The sequence below is a fragment of the Pseudomonas sp. TWR2-1-1 genome, from assembly GCF_049897045.1.
Classification (GTDB): Bacteria; Pseudomonadota; Gammaproteobacteria; order Pseudomonadales; family Pseudomonadaceae; genus Aquipseudomonas; species Aquipseudomonas versuta.
In genome coordinates this window covers 96,419-116,115 of sequence record NZ_JAFCVM010000002.1, presented here as the reverse complement: position 1 = coordinate 116,115, position 19,697 = coordinate 96,419, and the positions used below count along the sequence as shown (strand labels likewise).

15 protein-coding genes and 4 tRNA genes are annotated in these 19,697 nt (G+C 56.3%); 14 read left to right on the top strand and 5 right to left on the bottom strand.

Annotated features, from left to right (window positions below; translation table 11 throughout):
- The first annotated feature begins 28 nt into the window (after window positions 1-28).
- Window positions 29-1,099 (top strand): AI-2E family transporter, encoded by a 1,071-nt coding sequence (locus tag ACP7BO_RS05450; protein ID WP_397454456.1) that lies wholly within the window; start codon window positions 29-31, stop codon window positions 1,097-1,099.
- Window positions 1,100-1,166: 67 nt separating this feature from the next.
- On the opposite strand, the gene acnB is transcribed toward ACP7BO_RS05450, so the two are convergent.
- On the bottom strand, window positions 1,167-3,767 hold the full coding sequence (acnB, locus tag ACP7BO_RS05445) for a bifunctional aconitate hydratase 2/2-methylisocitrate dehydratase (RefSeq protein ID WP_060694262.1): 2,601 nt from the start codon (window positions 3,765-3,767) through the stop codon (window positions 1,167-1,169).
- A gap of 406 nt (window positions 3,768-4,173) precedes the next feature.
- On the opposite strand from acnB, the gene ACP7BO_RS05440 reads away from it, so the two are divergent.
- Window positions 4,174-4,644: a DUF1289 domain-containing protein gene (locus ACP7BO_RS05440; protein WP_060696959.1), complete on the top strand. Its 471-nt coding sequence runs from the start codon at window positions 4,174-4,176 to the stop codon at window positions 4,642-4,644.
- Between the two features lie 82 nt (window positions 4,645-4,726).
- Here the strand turns inward: ACP7BO_RS05440 and ACP7BO_RS05435 are convergent, their stop codons facing one another.
- Window positions 4,727-5,590, bottom strand: a complete 864-nt coding sequence (locus ACP7BO_RS05435; RefSeq protein WP_073509732.1) for a universal stress protein — start codon at window positions 5,588-5,590, stop codon at window positions 4,727-4,729.
- A 221-nt stretch (window positions 5,591-5,811) separates the two neighbouring features.
- Here ACP7BO_RS05435 and ACP7BO_RS05430 point away from each other — a divergent pair, with 221 nt between their 5' ends.
- The 5 genes from ACP7BO_RS05430 (at window position 5,812) to ACP7BO_RS05410 (ending at window position 11,422) form a co-directional block, all read left to right on the top strand.
- Complete coding sequence (locus tag ACP7BO_RS05430; RefSeq protein ID WP_060694259.1) at window positions 5,812-6,420, top strand: tRNA-(ms[2]io[6]A)-hydroxylase; 609 nt, start codon at window positions 5,812-5,814, stop codon at window positions 6,418-6,420.
- A 249-nt stretch (window positions 6,421-6,669) separates the two neighbouring features.
- Complete coding sequence (locus ACP7BO_RS05425; protein ID WP_060694257.1) at window positions 6,670-7,143, top strand: MarR family winged helix-turn-helix transcriptional regulator; 474 nt, start codon at window positions 6,670-6,672, stop codon at window positions 7,141-7,143.
- Window positions 7,140-8,609, top strand: coding sequence for an efflux transporter outer membrane subunit (locus ACP7BO_RS05420; protein ID WP_426209020.1), 1,470 nt, complete (start codon window positions 7,140-7,142; stop codon window positions 8,607-8,609). The genes ACP7BO_RS05425 and ACP7BO_RS05420 overlap by 4 nt, the downstream gene beginning before the upstream one ends.
- A 15-nt stretch (window positions 8,610-8,624) precedes the next feature.
- Complete coding sequence (locus tag ACP7BO_RS05415) at window positions 8,625-9,830, top strand: efflux RND transporter periplasmic adaptor subunit (protein WP_060694253.1); 1,206 nt, start codon at window positions 8,625-8,627, stop codon at window positions 9,828-9,830.
- A gap of 62 nt (window positions 9,831-9,892) precedes the next feature.
- Window positions 9,893-11,422 carry a DHA2 family efflux MFS transporter permease subunit gene (locus ACP7BO_RS05410; protein ID WP_397454453.1) on the top strand — a complete coding sequence of 510 codons (1,530 nt, stop codon included), beginning with the start codon at window positions 9,893-9,895 and terminating at the stop codon, window positions 11,420-11,422.
- Window positions 11,423-11,532: 110 nt separating this feature from the next.
- On the opposite strand, the gene lpxH is transcribed toward ACP7BO_RS05410, so the two are convergent.
- On the bottom strand, window positions 11,533-12,285 hold the full coding sequence (lpxH, locus tag ACP7BO_RS05405) for a UDP-2,3-diacylglucosamine diphosphatase (protein WP_397454452.1): 753 nt from the start codon (window positions 12,283-12,285) through the stop codon (window positions 11,533-11,535).
- Window positions 12,282-12,785 (bottom strand): peptidylprolyl isomerase, encoded by a 504-nt coding sequence (locus ACP7BO_RS05400; protein WP_060694247.1) that lies wholly within the window; start codon window positions 12,783-12,785, stop codon window positions 12,282-12,284. The genes lpxH and ACP7BO_RS05400 overlap by 4 nt, the downstream gene beginning before the upstream one ends.
- A 278-nt stretch (window positions 12,786-13,063) precedes the next feature.
- On the opposite strand from ACP7BO_RS05400, the gene ACP7BO_RS05395 reads away from it, so the two are divergent.
- On the top strand, window positions 13,064-14,761 hold the full coding sequence (locus ACP7BO_RS05395) for a glutamine--tRNA ligase/YqeY domain fusion protein (RefSeq protein WP_060694245.1): 1,698 nt from the start codon (window positions 13,064-13,066) through the stop codon (window positions 14,759-14,761).
- A 21-nt stretch (window positions 14,762-14,782) separates the two neighbouring features.
- Window positions 14,783-16,165 carry a cysteine--tRNA ligase gene (gene cysS, locus ACP7BO_RS05390; RefSeq protein ID WP_426209016.1) on the top strand — a complete coding sequence of 461 codons (1,383 nt, stop codon included), beginning with the start codon at window positions 14,783-14,785 and terminating at the stop codon, window positions 16,163-16,165.
- A 116-nt stretch (window positions 16,166-16,281) separates the two neighbouring features.
- Here the strand turns inward: cysS and folD are convergent, their stop codons facing one another.
- Window positions 16,282-17,136: a bifunctional methylenetetrahydrofolate dehydrogenase/methenyltetrahydrofolate cyclohydrolase FolD gene (gene folD, locus ACP7BO_RS05385; protein WP_060694241.1), complete on the bottom strand. Its 855-nt coding sequence runs from the start codon at window positions 17,134-17,136 to the stop codon at window positions 16,282-16,284.
- 280 nt (window positions 17,137-17,416) lie between these two features.
- Here folD and ACP7BO_RS05380 point away from each other — a divergent pair.
- From ACP7BO_RS05380 to tig, 5 genes are all read left to right on the top strand, one after another.
- A tRNA-Arg gene (locus ACP7BO_RS05380) sits at window positions 17,417-17,493 on the top strand.
- A 41-nt stretch (window positions 17,494-17,534) separates the two neighbouring features.
- Window positions 17,535-17,610 (top strand) — tRNA-His (locus ACP7BO_RS05375).
- Between the two features lie 55 nt (window positions 17,611-17,665).
- Window positions 17,666-17,750: transfer RNA gene (locus tag ACP7BO_RS05370), tRNA-Leu, on the top strand.
- 134 nt (window positions 17,751-17,884) lie between these two features.
- Window positions 17,885-17,960, top strand: a tRNA-His gene (locus ACP7BO_RS05365).
- Between the two features lie 369 nt (window positions 17,961-18,329).
- Window positions 18,330-19,640 (top strand): trigger factor, encoded by a 1,311-nt coding sequence (gene tig, locus ACP7BO_RS05360; protein ID WP_060694239.1) that lies wholly within the window; start codon window positions 18,330-18,332, stop codon window positions 19,638-19,640.
- The last annotated feature ends 57 nt before the right edge of the window (window positions 19,641-19,697 follow it).

Genomic DNA, 19,697 nt, shown 5'->3' with positions numbered 1-19,697 from the left:
TTACCGGGCTTTGTTCTGAGGAATATCGATGTTCAAAGTGTTACGTGATTGGGTTCAGCGCTATTTCTCTGATGAAGAGGCAGTGGTGCTGGCGGTGTTGCTGGTTCTGGCCTTTACCGCCGTGCTGACCTTGGGCGGCATGCTGGCGCCGGTACTGGCGGGGATGGTGCTGGCGTATCTGATGCAGGGCCTGGTGGTGGCTCTGGAGCGGTTGCGGGTGCCGGCTGCCGCTGCGGTTGGCCTGGTGTTTGCGCTGTTCATGGGGCTGCTGCTGGTATTCATCGTGGTGGTGGTGCCGCTGTTGTGGCATCAGTTGATCACGCTGTTCAACGAGTTGCCGGGCATGCTGGCCAAGTGGCAATCGCTCCTGTTGCTGTTGCCGGAGCGGTATCCGCATCTGGTGTCCGATGAGCAGGTGCTGCAGGCCATTGAAGTGGCCCGTGGTGAAATCGGAAAGTTCGGGCAACTGGCACTGACCTTTTCCCTGTCCAGTTTGCCGCTGTTGGTCAACATCATGATTTATCTGGTGCTGGTGCCGATACTGGTGTTCTTCTTCCTCAAAGACCGGGCAGTGATCGGTCGTTGGGTGCGTGGCTATTTGCCTCGCGAGCGGGCGTTGATTACCCGTGTCGCCGAAGAAATGAACCGCCAGATTGCCAATTACATTCGCGGCAAAGTCATTGAGATCATTATTTGTGGCGGTGTGACCTACATCGCATTTGTCACCATGGGCCTCAACTACGCGGCGCTGCTGGCGCTATTGGTTGGCGTCTCGGTGGTGGTGCCGTATGTGGGGGCCGTGGTGGTGACGGTTCCGGTGCTGCTGATTGCGCTGTTTCAGTGGGGCTGGAGCGACCAGTTCATCTATCTGATGGCGGTCTACGGGATCATTCAGACCCTGGATGGCAATGTGCTGGTGCCCTTGCTGTTTTCTGAGGCCGTGAGTTTGCACCCGGTGGCAATCATTTGCGCGGTGCTGTTGTTTGGCGGGTTGTGGGGTTTTTGGGGCGTGTTCTTCGCGATACCGCTGGCGACCCTGTTCAAGGCTGTACTTGATGCATGGCCGCGGGAGCAGCAAATCGTCGCACCGCTGCTTTAGATTTTTATCCCGCCCATAAAAAAGCCCCGGCTCACAAGAGCCGGGGCTTTTTCGTTACTGCATCAGCTTACGCTTGAATAACCGGGATATTGGCATTGGCTGCCGCTTCACGGAACTCGGCAATCTGATCAAAGCTCAGGTAGCGGTACACGTCCGCCGCCATGGTGTTGATCTCTGCCGCGTAGACCATGTATTCCTCTACGGTAGGCAGACGGCCCAGGATCGAGGCTACCGACGCCAACTCGGCCGAAGCCAGGTAAACGTTCGCGCCGTCACCCAGACGGTTCGGGAAGTTACGGGTCGACGTCGACACCACGGTGGAGTTCGGCTCAACGCGTGCCTGGTTACCCATGCACAGCGAGCAGCCCGGCATTTCCATGCGTGCGCCTGCTTTGCCGAAGATGCCGTAGTAGCCTTCTTCCGTCAGTTGGTGAGCGTCCATCTTGGTCGGCGGCGACAGCCACAGACGGGTTGGCAGCTGACCTTTGACCTTGTCCAGCAACTTGCCCGCAGCGCGGAAGTGGCCGATGTTGGTCATGCACGAACCGATGAACACTTCGTCGATTTTCTCACCGGCAACGCTGGACAACAGACGGGCATCATCCGGGTCGTTTGGTGCGCAGAGCACAGGCTCTTTGATGTCAGCCAGATCGATTTCGATGATTTCAGCGTATTCGGCGTCGGCATCAGCTTCCATCAGCTCAGGGTTGGCCACCCAGGCTTCCATCGCTTGAGCGCGACGCTCAAGGGTACGAGCGTCGCCGTAGCCTTCACCGATCATCCAGCGCAGCAGGGTGATGTTGGAGTTCAGGTATTCGGTGATGGACTCTTTGGACAGCTTGATGGTGCAGCCTGCAGCCGAACGTTCTGCCGAGGCGTCGGACAGTTCGAACGCTTGCTCGATGCTCAGGTTGTCCAGGCCTTCGATTTCCAGGATACGACCCGAGAATTCGTTGATCTTGCCTTTCTTCTCGACCGTCAGCAGACCCTTCTGGATAGCGACGTAAGGAATGGCGTGCACCAGGTCACGCAGGGTGATACCCGGCTGCATTTCACCTTTGAAGCGAACCAGGATCGATTCCGGCATGTCCAGTGGCATTACGCCAGTGGCTGCGGCAAACGCAACCAGGCCCGAACCGGCCGGGAACGAAATGCCCATCGGGAAACGGGTGTGGGAGTCGCCGCCGGTGCCGACGGTATCCGGCAGCAGCATACGGTTCAGCCAGCTGTGGATGATGCCGTCGCCCGGACGCAGGGAAACGCCGCCGCGGGTCATGATGAAGTCTGGCAGGGTGTGGTGCGTGGTCACGTCGATCGGCTTTGGATAGGCCGCGGTGTGGCAGAACGACTGCATGACCAGATCGGCCGAGAAGCCCAGGCACGCCAGGTCTTTCAGTTCGTCACGGGTCATTGGACCGGTGGTGTCCTGAGAACCTACGGTGGTCATCTTCGGTTCGCAGTAAGTGCCTGGACGAACGCCAGTCACGCCGCATGCCTTGCCGACCATTTTCTGCGCCAGGGTGAAACCCTTGGTGCTTTCAACAGGCGCTTCGGGCTTTTTGAACAGGTCGGATGGACCCAGACCCAGTTCGGCACGGGCCTTCTCGGTCAGGCCACGGCCAATGATCAACGGGATACGGCCGCCAGCACGAACTTCGTCCAGCAGAACCGGGGTCTTCATTTCGAAGGTGGTGATGACTTCGTCAGTACCGTGCTTGCAAACCTTGCCTGCGTGCGGGTACAAGTCGATCACGTCGCCCATGTTGATGTTGCTGACATCGAATTCGATTGGCAGTGCGCCAGCATCTTCCATGGTGTTGTAGAAGATCGGAGCGATTTTGCTGCCGAAGCAGAAACCACCGGCACGCTTGTTCGGTACATAAGGGACGTCGTCGCCGAAGAACCACAGTACGGAGTTGGTTGCCGATTTACGCGAAGAACCGGTACCGACTACGTCGCCGACGTAAGCGATAGGGAAGCCGGCGTTGCGCATTTCTTCAATTTGCTTCATCGGACCGATGGAGCCTTGAACGTCCGGCACGATGCCTTCGCGAGCCATTTTCAGCATGGCCAGGGCGTGCAGCGGGATGTCAGGGCGCGACCAGGCGTCCGGCGCCGGCGACAGGTCGTCGGTGTTGGTTTCGCCAGTGACCTTGAATACGCGCAGGCTGATTTTGTCAGCCAGGGTAGGACGGTTCTTGAACCACTCGCCGTCAGCCCAGGATTGCACCACGGCTTTAGCGTGGACATTGCCGTTTTTGGCTTTTTCAGCGACGTCGTGGAAGGCGTCGAACATCAGCAGGGTGTGCTTGAGTTGCGCGGCGGCAACCGGTGCCAGCTCTGCGTCGTCCAGCATCTCGACCAGAGTCACGATGTTGTAGCCGCCTTGCATGGTGCCAAGCAGTTCAACAGCGCGTTTTTTGTCGATCAGAGGGGAGGTTGCTTCGCCTTTGGCGATGGCGGACAGGAAGCCGGCCTTCACGTAGGCAGCTTCGTCAACACCTGGTGGAATACGGTTGGTGATCAGGTCGACGAGGAATGCTTCTTCGCCTGCAGGCGGGTTTTTCAGCAGTTCGACCAGGCTTGCGGTTTGTTCGGCGTTAAGCGGCTGGGGAACGATACCCAGGGCTGCACGCTCTTCGATATGTTTGCGGTAGGCTTCAAGCACAGTTATTACCCTCATCATTGGTCCCAAATGGGTGTCCGGGACGCTCATCCAGGAATGCCGAGCACTCATGCGCTGCGGGGCTTTTTGAGCCGCTTAGCCAGAGTTTCAAGGATTCCCAACAGAAGCTGTTTTCAAAGTTTTACGCCTTCCGAACGGGGAGGATGATGAATGTTGATGCGGGCATTTGCAGTGCAAACACCCCACATCAACACCGTTCTTCGGGATCAACTGTGCTCGTGACGCTTTGAAAACAGCTTCTAACGGACATTGGCGCCTTAAAAGGCAGGCCGATTCTACGGTAAAAAATTGTTAAAGGTAAGTTAGCCCCTGAAGGTTGAGGGGTGATCTGCGTTAGACAAAGGGCTAACATGTGCGCCTGTTTCGCTCTGCAGTGCTCTATTTCGCCATGTCCAATCAAACCATCAAGACTCCCTGTATCGGCCTTTGCTCAACGGTTTACGGCGACCTTGTGTGCCGCGGTTGCAAGCGCTTCCATCACGAAGTGATCAACTGGAATGGCTATGACGAGCAGGCAAAGCGTGCAGTCTGGCTGCGCCTGGAGCAGCTTTTGGTGCAGGTGATGACGGGTAAGGTGGAAGTGTTCGACCCGGCTGCGTTGCGTGGTCAACTGGTGGCCCGCAAGATCCGTTTTGTGCCCCATCAATCTGAATATTGCTGGGCGTATCAATTGATTGCGCGTGGCGCGCGGGTGATCAATCAACTGGAAATGTACGGCATGGTGCTGCTGCCGGAGTTTCGTGACTGGGGCCTGCCCGAGTTGCGCGACGCCATCGATCGGGAATTCTTCCTGCTGTCCGAAGCCCACTACGAGCGCTATATAGCCCCGGGCTTTCTCAAGGATGCAATGGGGCAGTAAGCATCCTTGTAGGGGCTGGCCTGCCAGCGATGCAGCCATCGCCGGCCAGGCTCCTACAGTGGTGACACAGCTGCCATAAGGGTCACGCCTTGGCTGCTTTTTGCTCCAGGTGCTGGATGATGTCATCAGGCTTGAGCACCAGAATGTCGCATTCAAGCTTGTCTATCACCACCTCTGCGGTATTGCCGATCAGCGCTCCGGACAGCCCGGTGCGGGCTACGGTACCGATCACGGTTACTACCGCATCCAGCTTTCTGGCCACCTGTTGAATAATGATGTCTGCCGGCCCTTCATTAATATGCAGGCGACTGTCATCAATTTCGTATTCGTCCTGAAACTCTTTGCAGGCAGCTCTGTAACTGGCTTCGTACTGGGTGTCCACGGGGTAGACCGCATCGACCGCGGCCAGCATCGGCGCCGGGTGCGCGCTGACCACGTGCAACTGGCCGTGGGCGAGGCTGGCGACGCGAAAGCCTTGGTCGATAATGGTTTTGTGCAGGACCATGTGCTCTTCATCGCTGTTGCCCACATCAACCGCAGCCAGCACCACGCCGCCGTTCCAGCCTCTGGCGTGTTTGACCATCAATACCGGACACGGGCAATCACGCAGCAACTTCCAGTCTTCCGGCGTGAGCAGCAGTTTTTTCAGGATGGAGTCGGGGACGTGCTGCTTTATCACCAGTGCACAGCCCTTTGCCTGCTGCTCCCTGATGATGGTGGCGTGCTGGCTTTCGTGCCAGGTCTGGTTGGTGGTCACGCTGTAAGCCTCGGTGCTCAGGCTGTTTTGCAGCACGCTGAGCAAGGCCGTATGGTCGTTTTCCTTATCGCATATCAACAGATGCAAGTGCGCCTTGGTGCTGTTGGCGATCTCCTTGGCGCGCTTGAGGGAGAAGCTTTCCATCAATTGGGGTTCGATGACGACCAAAAGGCTGCGTATGGTTTGCATGACCGGTAACTCCAAATGTTTTCAGGCGATTTGAAGTCACTATAGTTGCTCGTCAGTCGTACCCGTGTTGATGCATATCAAGTCGTGCGGCTGGTACTGCGCCGCAGGGGCCGTATAATCGGCGCCCCTCGCCTTAATCCAGTCTTTGTGAGCCTCATGTCAGCGATTTTTCAAAACACTGCCGGTCTGCTGTGCAACCCCCTATGTTCGGGAGCGCGCCCGTGATTCTTCCTGAAATTCATGAGTTTTTGGGCTGTCGGACCCCTGACGGCTGGATTGCGGCCGCACTGGCAGATCAGGAAACCTTGCTGATCGATCACAAAAATTGCGAATTCAAGGCCGCCAGCACTGCATTGAGCCTGATCGCCAAGTACCACTCCCATGTCGATCTGATCAACATGATGTCGCGTCTGGCCCGTGAAGAGCTGGTGCACCACGAGCAAGTCATGCGCCTGATGAAAAAGCGCAAGATTGAACTGCGTCAGTTGTCTGCCGGGCGCTATGCCTCTGGGCTGCGCAAGGTCGTGCGCAATCACGAACCGGTAAAGCTGGTGGACACGCTGGTGGTGGGTGCCTTTATTGAAGCGCGCAGTTGTGAGCGATTCGAAGCCCTGGTGCCGCATCTGGACGAGGAACTGGGCAAGTTCTACTTCGGGCTGCTCAAAAGCGAAGCACGGCACTTCCAGGGCTACTTGAAACTCGCCTACCAATACGGCGATGCCAAGGATATTGCTCAGGTTATCGAGCGGGTGAGGGTGGCCGAGCAGGAACTCATCGAATCGCCGGATGTTGAATTCCGTTTCCATAGCGGCGTGCCAGGCCAGGCATAAAGTTTGTAGCAGCTGAAGAAGGAACGAGGCTGCGTTCGATGGCGAGGCAATCATTAAGTCTGAGAATGCGGTTTTTCTGTAGAGCCACATGGCCTGTTTTACGGCGACTTCGTCGCCGGACGCAGCCTCGTTATTCGGCAGCTGCTACGTGGTTCCGGATAGCCTGATAGATAGCTGCCTAATAATCGACTTGACATTAGCTGCCTAGACAGTAATATTTCGAAACATTACTGCCTAGGCAGCTTCCTCATGAAGCATTTCCATCCCGATACTTTTCAAAATTGCACCCTGGGCTTGCTCCTGGGGCGTACTGCGATGCTCAAAGACCGCATTATTGACCGTCATATGGAGCCTTTCGGCATCACGGCGGCGCAGTTCAAAGTGCTGATCATCATGGCCCAGTTCGACGTCGATACCCCGGCCGAGCTCTGCCGTCACCTGTCACTGGACAGCGGCTCGATGACTCGCATGCTTGATCGCCTGGAACAGAAAAATCTGTTGATACGCCAGCGATCCGAGTCTGACCGCCGTCAGGTACGTCTGGTACTCACCGATGACGGTCAGGCATTGGCGGCCCTGCTGCCGCAGGTTGGCGCCGATGCAATGAACCAGTTGGCAAGCGCTATCAGCCCGCAAGAGTTGCAAAGCCTGGAACAGATCCTCAAAAAAATACTGCTGGCGGCCGGTGACCCGATCACCGTCATGCGTTTGGGTGAAAAATGAGCAACAAAACGCTACGTACAGGCCTGAGCCTGGTATTTGTGTCCATGGCTTTGGCCGGCTGCGCCAGTTACAGCGGGTTGAGCACCGATGGCGCCAGTCTTGAGGCGAAAAACCTCAAGGCGGCACAGTCGCTCAACGGAGTCAGCGTGACGCCAGCCGCCTGGCCGCAAAAAGACTGGTGGAAACGTCTGGGCGACGGACAACTCGACGGGTTGATTCAGGAAGCGTTGCGCGACAGCCCTGATATGCAGATTGCCAGTGCCCGGGTTCATCAGGCGAGCGCGGCGGCGGGTGCAGCCAATGCCGCACGCATGCCGACCCTCGATGCCGAGGCTGATGTCACGCGGTCACGCTTGTCACGCTCTCAGGATCCGAGCGGTCGGGGCGGTGTTTATGACACGGTGCGCGACGTCAATCTGACATTCAATTACACCTTCGATCTGTGGGGCGGTCAGCGCGATGCCTGGGAGGCCGCTCTGGGTCAAGCCCGGGCCGCTGAGGTCGACGGCCAGGCGGCGAGTCTGACTCTGGCTGCTGATGTGGCGCGGGCTTACAGCAACCTGGGGCATGCCTACAGCGTGCGTGATCTGGCCAATGACGATCTGGCGCGTACTCGCCAAATGCTCGACTTGAGCAAGCGACGCCTGCAAGCCGGGATCGACAGCCACTATCAATACCAACAAACCGAAAGCCTTGAGGCCAGCTCCCAGGAGCAAGTGATCAATGCTGAAAAACAACTCAAAAGCGCACGTATTGCGCTGGCGGTGTTGTTGGGCAAGGGGCCGGATCGCGGCATAGAGATTGCCCGGCCGAAAATTCTGACCCCGGGCGTGGTGGCGTTGCCGAGCACCTTGCCCGCCGATTTGCTTGGCCGTCGTCCCGATTTGGTCGCTGCTCGCTGGCGTGTTGAGGCCGCCAGCAAGAATATTGCCGCTGCCAAAACTCGCTTTTATCCCAATCTCAACTTGAGCGCAGTGGCGGGTACTCAGTCGTTGCTGGGCGATGCCTTGTTCGGTTCGGCCAGCCGCTTCTTCAATATTGCGCCTGCCGTTTCACTGCCGATCTTTGATGGTGGTCGTCTGCGTGCCGGCCTGGATGCCGAGGACGCCAATTACGATCTGGCCGTGGCGCAATACAACAAGACCCTGGTGGCGGCACTGGGTGATGTCAGCGATACCCTGGAGCAGTTAAAAGCCATGGGGCAGCAGATCAGCGCTCAGCAGCGGGCGGCGGATATTGCTCAAGAGTCCTACAACACCGGGTTGCAGCGCTATGAATCGGGCGTGGGCAACTACCTCGATGTCCTCAGCATTGAGCAACAACTGCTCCAGGCCCAGCGCCAGTTGGCGGACCTGAATGCGGAGCAGATCGACCTTTCGATTCAACTGATGCAAGCCCTGGGCGGTGGCTTTGAGCCCGGTAACACGGTTGCGGCCGTTCCCACTCAAGCCTCGCTGGCAGAATAAATTTAGGTACTCGTCATGGCCACTGTGCAAACACCGAATGAAACGCAACAAAACCAGGACGCTGGCAATCAGCGCAAACGCAAGCTCTGGCTCGGCGGGCTGGCAATTCTGGTGATCCTGGTCGCGTTGGGCGTCTGGGCCTGGCATGAGCTGTATGGTCGCTGGAGTGAAAGTACGGACGACGCTTATGTAAACGGCAACGTGGTGGAAATCACCCCGCTGGTCACCGGGACGGTGGTGAGTATCGGCGCCGATGATGGCGATCTGGTTCATGAAGGGCAGGTGCTGCTCAACTTCGATCCAAGCGATGCTCTGGTTGGCTTGCAGAGTGCCGAGGCCAATCTGGCCCGCACTGTGCGTCAGGTCCGCGGCCTGTTCAGCGATGTGAACGGCATGAATGCCCAGGTCTCGGCGCAAAAAGTCGAAGTACAAAAGGCCCAGGACAACTACAACCGCCGCAAGAGCCTGGCAGCGGGCGGGGCGATTTCCCAGGAAGAGCTGTCCCATGCACGGGATGATCTGGCCTCTGCGCAAAGTGCCCTGCGCAATGCCGAGCAAAAGCTCGATACCACCAGTGCGCTGGTGGATAACACCACGATTGCCGATCATCCCGATGTGAAGGCTGCTGCAGCGCAGTTACGCCAGGCGTACCTGGCAAATGCCCGCTCCACGTTGATTGCACCTGTGACCGGCTATGTGGCCAAGCGAACCGTCCAGTTGGGTCAGCGGGTTCAGCCGGGCACCGCCTTGATGGCCGTCATTCCACTGAATCAGTTATGGATTGATGCCAACTTCAAGGAAACCCAGTTGCACAAGATGCGCATCGGTCAGCCGGTGGACATCGAGTCTGATATCTATGGCAGTGACGTGAAGTACAGCGGCACCATCGACAGTATCGGTTCCGGAACCGGCAGCGCTTTCGCCCTGTTGCCGGCGCAAAACGCCACGGGCAACTGGATCAAGATCGTACAGCGGGTACCCGTGCGCATTCATATCAATGCCGATGAGCTGGAAAAGCATCCACTGCGAGTTGGCTTGTCGACCACGGTCGATGTGAATCTGCATGATCAGAGTGGCCCGGTGCTGGCCCAGCAGCCCCCGCAAAAAGCTTCGTTCACGACCAATGTGTACGAGAAGCAACTGGCTGATGCCGATGCCATGATTACGCGCTTGATTGACAGCAACAGTGCTGTGACGGGTAAAACCGCCGTTCAACGCTGATTCGCCAATCCATAGGCCCTGCCGTGCGGTAGGGCTGCAACCCAGGTTTTAAAGGATTTGCGATGAGTACAAACGCGTCTTTTTCCCCGCCCAGCTTAGTGCTCGCCACCATTGGCCTGTCGCTGGCGACTTTTATGCAGGTGCTCGATACCACTATTGCCAACGTCGCTTTGCCCACCATCTCCGGCAACCTGGGGGTGAGTTCGGAGCAGGGCACGTGGGTGATTACTTCATTTGCTGTAAGTAACGCGATTGCCTTGCCATTGACTGGCTGGCTGAGCCGGCGCTTTGGTGAGGTGAAGCTGTTTCTGTGGGCCACGATTCTGTTCGTACTGGCTTCGTTCCTGTGCGGTATTTCTACGTCGATGCCCGAACTGGTCGGCTTCCGGGTGCTGCAAGGGTTGGTCGCCGGGCCGTTGTATCCCATGACCCAGACCCTGTTGATTGCGGTGTACCCCCCCGCGAAACGGGGGATGGCATTGGCATTGCTGGCGATGGTCACGGTGGTTGCGCCCATTGCCGGCCCCATATTGGGTGGCTGGATCACGGACAGTTACAGTTGGCCGTGGATCTTCTTTATCAACATTCCTATTGGCTTCTTTGCCGTGATGGTGGTTCGCCAGCAGCTCAAGGCCCGCCCTGTGGTGATCACCCGTCAGCCGATGGACTATGTAGGTCTCATTACCCTGATCATTGGTGTCGGAGCGCTGCAGATCGTGCTCGACAAAGGCAATGATCTGGACTGGTTTGAGTCCAGCTTCATCCTGATGGGCACTGCATTGTCAGTGGTGGCGCTGGCGGCTTTTATCATTTGGGAAATGACCGACAAGCACCCGATCGTGAATTTGCGCTTATTTGCTTATCGCAACTTTCGCATCGGCACCATCGTGCTGGTATTGGGCTATGCCGGTTTCTTCGGCATCAACCTGATCCTGCCGCAATGGCTGCAGACACAGATGGGTTATACCGCGACCTGGGCCGGTTTGGCGGTGGCTCCGATCGGGATTTTGCCGGTGTTGATGTCGCCGTTTGTGGGCAAATACGCGCATAAATTTGATTTGCGGTTGTTGGCAGGGCTGGCCTTTTTGGCGATTGGCCTGAGTTGCTTTATGCGGGCCGACTTCACCAGTCAGGTGGACTTCCAGCATGTGGCGCTGGTGCAGCTGTTTATGGGGATTGGCGTTGCGCTGTTCTTTATGCCGACCCTGAGTATCTTGATGTCGGATTTGCCGCCGCATCAAATCGCCGATGGCGCCGGGTTGGCGACGTTCTTGCGCACGCTAGGGGGGAGTTTTGCGGCATCCCTGACCACCTGGATCTGGATTCGTCGTGCGGATCAGCACCATGCCTACATGAGTGAAAGCATGAGTACCTATGATCCCGTCACCCGGCATGCGCTGGAGAATTTGGGCGGGGCGAGTACCAAGGCCTACGCGCAGCTTGACCAGGTATTGACCAGCCAGGCCTATATGCTGTCGACCGTGGACTACTTCACGTTGATGGGCTGGATGTTTATGGGGCTGATTTTGCTGGTGTGGCTGGCCAAGCCGCCGTTTGCGGCGAAACCCGGGCCGGCGGCGAGCGGACATTAAACCTGCTAAAGCCTGAAACTTGTGGGAGCCGGCTTGCCGGCGATGGTGTTGCCCGGGTCTGGTCGATCCGCCGGGGTGATGCCATCGCCGGCAAGCCAGCTCCCACATTCCTACTGTTCGCGGTGTTGCAATAAAGGCGGGGTGGCGAAATCAAACGGCGCCAGTTGCATGCCTTGCTCATCCACTTGCAGCGCCCAGCCTTGTTTGTCCCAGTCGCCGAGCACAATGCGCCTGGCAGCCTGTTCGCCAATCTGCAATTTGTGAATTGCCGGGCGGTGGGTGTGCCCGTGAATCAGCGTGCGTACGCCATGGTGCGCCATGACCCGCGGCACTTCTTCGGGGGTCACATCAACAATGTCGTTGGCTTTCATGCGGGTCTGCGCGCGGCTTTCGCTGCGTAGCTTGCGCGCCAGTTTATGACGGGTGCTCAGTGGCAGGTGGCGCAATATCCACATGATCACAGGGTTGCGCAGGTAGCGTCGCAGACGCATGTAGGATTCGTCGCGGGTGCACAGGCTATCGCCGTGCATCAGCAAGACCGGTTCGCCGTAGAAATCGACCACGGTGGGGTCTTTGATCAGGGTGCAGCCAGCCGCTTTACAAAAGGCCTGGCCAAGCAAAAAGTCGCGATTGCCGTGCATCAGAAAAATCTGCGTGCCGCTATCGCTCAGTGTCCGCAGCGCTTCACAGATAGAACGCTGGTAGGGTGTCATTGCATCGTCGCCTATCCAGGCTTCGAAAAAATCACCCAGGATGTACAGCGCCTGAGCCGAGCGCGCACGCCCGGTCAGGAAATCCAGAAACGCCCGGGTTATGTCCGGGCGCTCCTCTTCCAGATGCAAATCTGAAATCAGTAGTATCACTCAATGATCTCTGCTTTCTCGACAATCACGTCGTCTACCGGCACGTCTTGATGGCCAGCTTTGGAAGTGGTTTTGACACCTTTGATCTTGTCGACAACATCCTGACCTTCAACCACTTTACCGAACACTGCATAACCCCAGCCTTGAGCAGTTTTGCCGGAGTGGTTGAGGAAGCTGTTGTCAGCCACGTTGATGAAGAACTGGGCGGAAGCCGAATGCGGCTCCATGGTGCGAGCCATTGCCACGGTGTACTTCTCGTTTGGCAGGCCGTTGTCAGCTTCGTTCTGAATGCTTGGGCGCTTGTCTTTCTTTTCTTTCATGCCAGGTTCGAAACCGCCGCCCTGAACCATGAAGTTACCGATTACACGGTGAAATACAGTGTTTTCGTAGTGGCCGGCTTTTACGTATTCGATGAAGTTGGCGACGGTAATCGGCGCCTTTTCAGCGTTCAGCTCAATCACGATGTCGCCGTGGTTGGTAGTCAGTTTTACTTTGGACATGATTGCTATCGCTCTATCAGATGAATTCGGTGAGCTTTTTAACCCGGCCTGGTGGCCAGAGGACGAAAGCTGGCTGGGTAGACACAGCCGCGGGGCGCAGTTTAGCGTGCCCGCACGGCATTTCGATGCTGTTTTTCCCATATGGGGATGAAAAGGCCGTATTTCAAATGGTTTGATTGAGCGCCTGCTCTGTCAGGGACTTGACAGCATCGGCTATGATAGGCGCTTTGATTTAGTCGGCCGACCCAGGCCGCGCACCTGTTACGTTCAAGGATCCTATGAGCAAGCCCACTGTCGACCCTACTTTGAATCCAAAGGCTGGCCCTGCTGCACCGGCCAATTTCCTGCGTCCTATCGTGCAGGCGGACCTTGACTCGGGTAAATGCAAACAGATCGTGACCCGTTTTCCGCCGGAGCCCAACGGTTACCTGCACATCGGTCACGCCAAATCCATTTGCGTGAACTTTGGGCTGGCTCAGGAATTTGGCGGCGTCACGCATTTGCGTTTTGACGACACCAACCCGGCCAAGGAAGACCAGGAATACATTGATGCGATCGAAAGTGACGTCAAGTGGCTGGGCTTCGAGTGGTCGGGTGAAGTGCGCTATGCGTCGCAATATTTTGACCAGCTGCATGAGTGGGCGGTTTACCTGATCAAGGAAGGCAAGGCTTATGTCTGCGACCTGACCCCCGAGCAAGCCCGGGAATACCGTGGCAGCTTGACCGAGCCGGGCAAGAACAGCCCGTTCCGTGATCGCAGCGTCGAAGAAAACATCGATCTGTTCGCCCGTATGAAGGCCGGTGAGTTCGAGGACGGCAAGCGTGTATTGCGGGCCAGGATCGATATGGCGTCGCCAAACATGAACCTGCGCGATCCGATCCTGTATCGCATTCGGCATGCCCATCACCACCAGACCGGCGACAAGTGGTGCATCTATCCGAACTATGACTTCACCCATGGTCAGTCGGATGCCATCGAAGGCATTACCCATTCGATCTGCACCCTGGAGTTCGAAGGTCATCGCCCTCTGTACGAATGGTTCCTCGATAACTTGCCGGTGCCGAGCAAGCCGCGTCAGTACGAGTTCTCGCGCCTGAACCTGAACTACACCATCACCAGCAAGCGCAAGCTCAAGCAACTGGTTGATGAAAAGCACGTACATGGCTGGGATGACCCGCGCATGTCGACGCTGTCGGGTTTCCGTCGTCGTGGTTACACGCCCAAATCAATCCGCAACTTCTGCGACATGGTTGGCACTAACCGCTCCGACGGCGTGGTTGACTTCGGCATGCTGGAGTTCAGCATTCGTGACGATCTGGACCACAGCGCTCCGCGCGCGATGTGTGTGCTGCGTCCATTGAAAGTCATCATCACCAACTATCCGGAAGGCAAGGTCGAAAACCTTGAGCTGCCTCGCCACCCTAAAGAAGACATGGGTGTACGCGTGTTGCCATTCGCCCGTGAGATTTACATCGATCGTGACGACTTTATGGAAGAGCCGCCAAAAGGTTACAAGCGCCTTGAGCCTGCCGGTGAAGTGCGCCTGCGCGGCAGCTATGTGATTCGTGCTGACGAAGCGATTAAAGACGCCGATGGCAACATCGTTGAACTGCATTGCTCGTACGATCCCGAAACGCTGGGCAAGAATCCTGAAGGCCGCAAGGTCAAGGGTGTTGTGCACTGGGTGCCGGCTGCTGCCAGCGTCGAATGCGAAGTGCGTCTGTACGATCGTCTGTTCCGCTCGCCGAACCCTGAAAAGGCTGAGGACGGTGCGGGCTTCCTGGAAAACATCAACCCTGATTCGTTGCAGGTTCTTACGGGTTGTCGTGCTGAGCCGTCGCTGGGCAATGCACAGCCGGAAGACCGTTTCCAGTTCGAGCGCGAAGGTTACTTCTGCGCAGATATCAAGGACTCGAAACCTGGCCAGCCGGTATTCAACCGTACTGTGACCTTGCGTGATTCCTGGGGTCAGTGATCAAGTTTTGAGGGAGCCATCGTGCTAACGATTTACAACACGCTCACCAAGAGCAAAGAAGTTTTCAAGCCGCTGGACGGCAACAATGTACGTATGTATGTGTGCGGCATGACCGTGTACGACTACTGCCATCTGGGCCACGGCCGCAGCATGGTGGCTTTTGACCTGGTCACGCGCTGGTTGCGTTTCAGCGGTTACGATTTGACGTATGTGCGCAACATCACCGACATCGACGACAAGATCATCAACCGTGCCCGTAAAAACGGCGAAACGTTTGAGGCGCTCACCGCGCGCATGACCGCTGCAATGCATGAAGACGAAGCGCGACTCAATATCCGCAAGCCGGACATGGAGCCGCGTGCCACGGATCATATCCCTGGCATGCACGCGATGATCCAGACCCTGATCGACAAGGGTTATGCCTACGCCCCGGGTAATGGTGACGTGTATTACCGTGTCGCCAAATTCATGGGTTACGGCAAGCTGTCGCGCAAGAAGATCGAAGACTTGCGTATCGGTGCGCGCATCGAAGTCGATGAAGCCAAGGACGATCCGCTGGATTTCGTATTGTGGAAGGGCGTCAAGCCGGGCGAGCCAAGCTGGGAATCACCGTGGGGCGCGGGTCGACCGGGCTGGCACATTGAGTGCTCGGTGATGTCGACCTGCTGCTTGGGTGAAACATTCGATATCCATGGTGGTGGCAGCGATCTTGAGTTTCCGCACCATGAGAACGAAATCGCCCAAAGTGAGGCTGCGACGGGTAAGACCTACGCCAATGCCTGGATGCACTGCGGGATGATTCGCATCAATGGCGAGAAGATGTCCAAGTCTTTGAACAACTTTTTCACCATTCGTGACGTTCTGGAGAAATATCACCCGGAAGTGGTGCGTTACTTGTTGGTGTCCAGCCATTACCGGAGTTCGATCAATTACTCCGAAGATAACCTCAAGGACGCGAAAGCGGCTCTTGAGCGCTTTTATCACGCCCTCAAGGGGCTGCCAAAAGTGGCACCGGCCGGTGGTGAGGCGTTCGTTGAGCGTTTTACACAGGTGATGAACGACGACTTCGGTACCCCGGAGGCCTGTGCGGTGTTGTTTGAGATGGTTCGCGAGATCAACCGGTTGCGCGAAACCGATCTGCCGGCGGCTGCGGGCCTGGCTGCGCGCTTGAAAGAATTGGCTGATGTGCTGGGTGTATTGCAGCTTGAGGCTGATGATTTCTTGCAGGCTGGCGCTGAAAGGCGCGTGGATGCGGGGCAGGTTGATGCGTTGATTGCAGCTCGTTTGGCGGCTCGTGCCGGTAAAGACTGGGCTGAGTCGGACCGGATTCGTGATCAGCTCACGGCTATGGGGGTTGTGCTTGAAGACGGTAAGGGCGGTACGACCTGGCGCCTGGCTGACTAGGTTTATCGCTGTGTGAACAAAAGCCCGCCCTGTGCGGGCTTTTGTTTGTCCGGCTTTTTGGCTGCGCCAATAACAACGGCACCCGAAGGTGCCGTTGTTGGTACGTGTGCTGGTGTTTATTTGTGCAGTGTTTCGGCTGCGTACAAAGTATTTTCCAGCAAGCAGGCGCGAGTCATCGGGCCAACACCGCCAGGAACCGGAGTAATCCAGCCTGCGCGGGGCAGGGCGGTTTCGTAAACTACGTCGCCCACCAGCTTGCCATCAGCCTGGCGGTTGATGCCGACGTCGATAACGATAGCGCCTTCCTTGATCCATTCGCCTTTGACCAGGCCCGGCTTGCCGGCGGCTACGACCACCAGGTCGGCTCGGCCCACGTGGCCGGCCAGATCCTTGGTGAAGCGATGGGTAACCGTTACGGTACAGCCTGCCAGCAACAGTTCCATTGCCATCGGGCGACCAACAATGTTGGAGGCGCCAACAATTACCGCGTCCATTCCGTACAGGTCCTGCCCCGTGCTTTCCAGCAGGGTCATGATGCCTTTCGGGGTGCAGGGGCGCAGCAGTGGAATGCGCTGGGCCAGGCGTCCGACGTTATAAGGATGGAATCCGTCTACGTCCTTGTCCGGGCGGATGCGCTCCAGCAGCTTGGAGGCGTCCAGGTGCTCGGGCAATGGCAGCTGCAACAGAATGCCGTCGATATTCGCGTCTTCATTAAGACGGTCAATCAAGTCGGTCAGTGCTTGCTGGCTAGTATCCGAAGGCAGGTCATAAGCTTGAGAGAGAAAGCCTACCTCTTCGCAGTCTTTACGCTTGTGCGAAACATAAACCTGGGAGGCAGGATCGCTGCCGACCAGAATCACTGCCAGGCCAGGAGTGCGCAGGCCTTGCTCGTGACGCTCGGCGACACGTTTTGCAATCTGCTTGCGCAGGCTGGCGGCGATCGCTTTGCCGTCGATTAGTTGTGCAGTCATTACGCGTGATTAACCATCGTAAAGGGTGGAAAAAGGACGTGCATTCTCGCATGCCGTGACGTAAGGGCAAAGGCGCTTGGTCTGCTTATTCCCCTAACTCCTTTATATTTCTAAACTTTTTTTAAAAAAGAGTTGACGGCTTTCAGGGTCGCCTATAATATTCGTCGCACTTGTCGGGCAGAGCCTAGCACTGGTTAAGAAGGTAGAGCGAAGTTGATGTCTGGCTTGGTGATACTGAAAGCACTTAGTTTGTAGTCGTGACAGAGTACAGATTAACAAGGCGCCCGTAGCTCAGCTGGATAGAGCATCCGCCTTCTAAGCGGATGGTCGCAGGTTCGAGTCCTGCCGGGTGCGCCATTAGGCAGCTTTGGCACAAGTAGGGTTACAAAGGCAATATGGTGGGCGTAGCTCAGTTGGTAGAGCACGGGATTGTGACTCCCGTTGTCGAGGGTTCGATCCCCTTCGTCCACCCCATATTTAGAAAGGCGCCAGATTAATAGTCTGGCGTCTTTGCTTCAAAAGTTTGAATGCGGATGTGGTGGAATTGGTAGACACACTGGATTTAGGTTCCAGCGCCGCAAGGTGTGAGAGTTCGAGTCTCTCCGTCCGCACCAAATAAGGTTTGGCGATTTCTCTGTAGGGTTCGCTTGACCGATGAATAAAGCCGCCCCGAGCGGCTTTATTCTTTTACGAAGCTGCGCTTTCATGAGTGGCTCGTAGGGATGTTAAGAGTTTCAAATGCAATATGGTGGGCGTAGCTCAGTTGGTAGAGCACGGGATTGTGACTCCCGTTGTCGAGGGTTCGATCCCCTTCGTCCACCCCATATTTAGAAAAACGCCAGATTAATAATCTGGCGTTTTTTTTCGTTCCGGCTTTTTTGATGTGATGGGTGGGCGACATTGTGTTGCTGAATAATGCCTGTCTTGCGCCCGTGCGTCGGTTGCGGGTGTTGTCGTGCTCTTGGTTAATGCCTTCTTCTATATAGAAGGCAAGAGGCTCTGAGTTAGGGCTATGTAAGCTTTTTTGTGTATTGGCGTGTTTGAGCAGATCACTGCTTGCGCTTAATAATGTGCCTGCTGTTTCTGTGCGCGATTGCGGTAGGGTGACTTCTTGAGTTTGACCCACTAGAATGCATGCCCTTGATTATGGGGTCGGAAACGGCCGGCTAATGTCTGTGCAACGAGGAATATCCATGCAAGTTTCTGTTGAAAATACTTCCGCTCTTGAGCGTCGCATGACCATTGGCGTGCCATCTGAGCGTATTGAGGCTGAAGTCAACAAGCGTCTGCAGCAGACCGCCCAAAAGGCCAAAATCCCGGGCTTCCGTCCAGGCAAGGTGCCAATGAGCGTGATTCGTCAGCGTTACGAAGCTGATGCGCGTCAAGAAGCACTGGGCAACGTGATCCAGGCTTCGTTCTATGAAGCAGTGGTTGAGCAAAAGCTGAACCCGGCTGGCGCACCTTCGGTAGAGCCAAAAGTCTTCGAAAAAGGCAAGGATCTGGAATACGTTGCGACCTTCGAAGTATTCCCTGAATTCGAAGTCACCGGTCTGGACACTATTGCTATCGAGCGCCTGAGCGCCGAAGTGGCTGATGCTGACTTGGACAAAATGCTGGACGTACTGCGCAAGCAGAACACCCGCTTTGAATTGACTGAGCGCGCTGCTCAGAACGAAGATCAGTTGAACATTGATTTCGTTGGCAAAGTTGATGGCGAAGTATTTGCTGGCGGTTCGGCCAAGGGTACTCAGTTGGTTCTGGGCTCGGGCCGCATGATTCCTGGCTTTGAAGAAGGTCTGGTAGGTGCTAAAGCTGGTGAAGAACGCGTTCTGAACCTGACTTTCCCTGCTGACTATCAGAACCTGGACCTGGCTGGCAAAGCCGCTGAGTTCACTGTGACTGTCAATACTGTTTCCGAGCCTAAGCTGCCAGAGCTGAACGAAGAGTTCTTCGCTCAGTTCGGTATCAAGGAAACAGGTCTGGAAGGTTTCCGCGCTGAAGTTCGCAAGAACATGGAGCGTGAGCTGCGTCAGGCAATCAAATCCAAGGTCAAAAATCAGGTAATGGACGGTCTGTTGGCTGCCAACCCGATTGAAGTGCCAAAATCCCTGCTGTCCAACGAAGTTGATCGTCTGCGCGTTCAGGCTGTTCAGCAATTCGGCGGCAACATCAAGCCTGATCAACTGCCGGCCGAGCTGTTCGAAGAACAAGCAAATCGCCGTGTAGTTCTGGGTCTGATCGTGGCTGAAGTGGTCAAGCAGTTCGACCTCAAGCCTGACGAAGATCGCGTTCGTGAAATGATTCAGGAAATGGCTTCCGCTTACCAGGAGCCAGAGCAGGTTGTAGCTTGGTACTACAAAAATGACGCGCAATTGAACGAGGTTCGTTCGGTTGTGCTGGAAGAGCAAGTTGTGGATACTGTTCTGCAGAAGGCTAAGGTGACCGATAAAGCGGTCTCTTACGAAGAAGCTGTTAAGCCGGTGGAAGCTCCACAAGCCGACTGATTTCTGACTCGTTAGAAAACACAACCATAAGCCAGCCTCGAGCTGGCTTATGCGTAT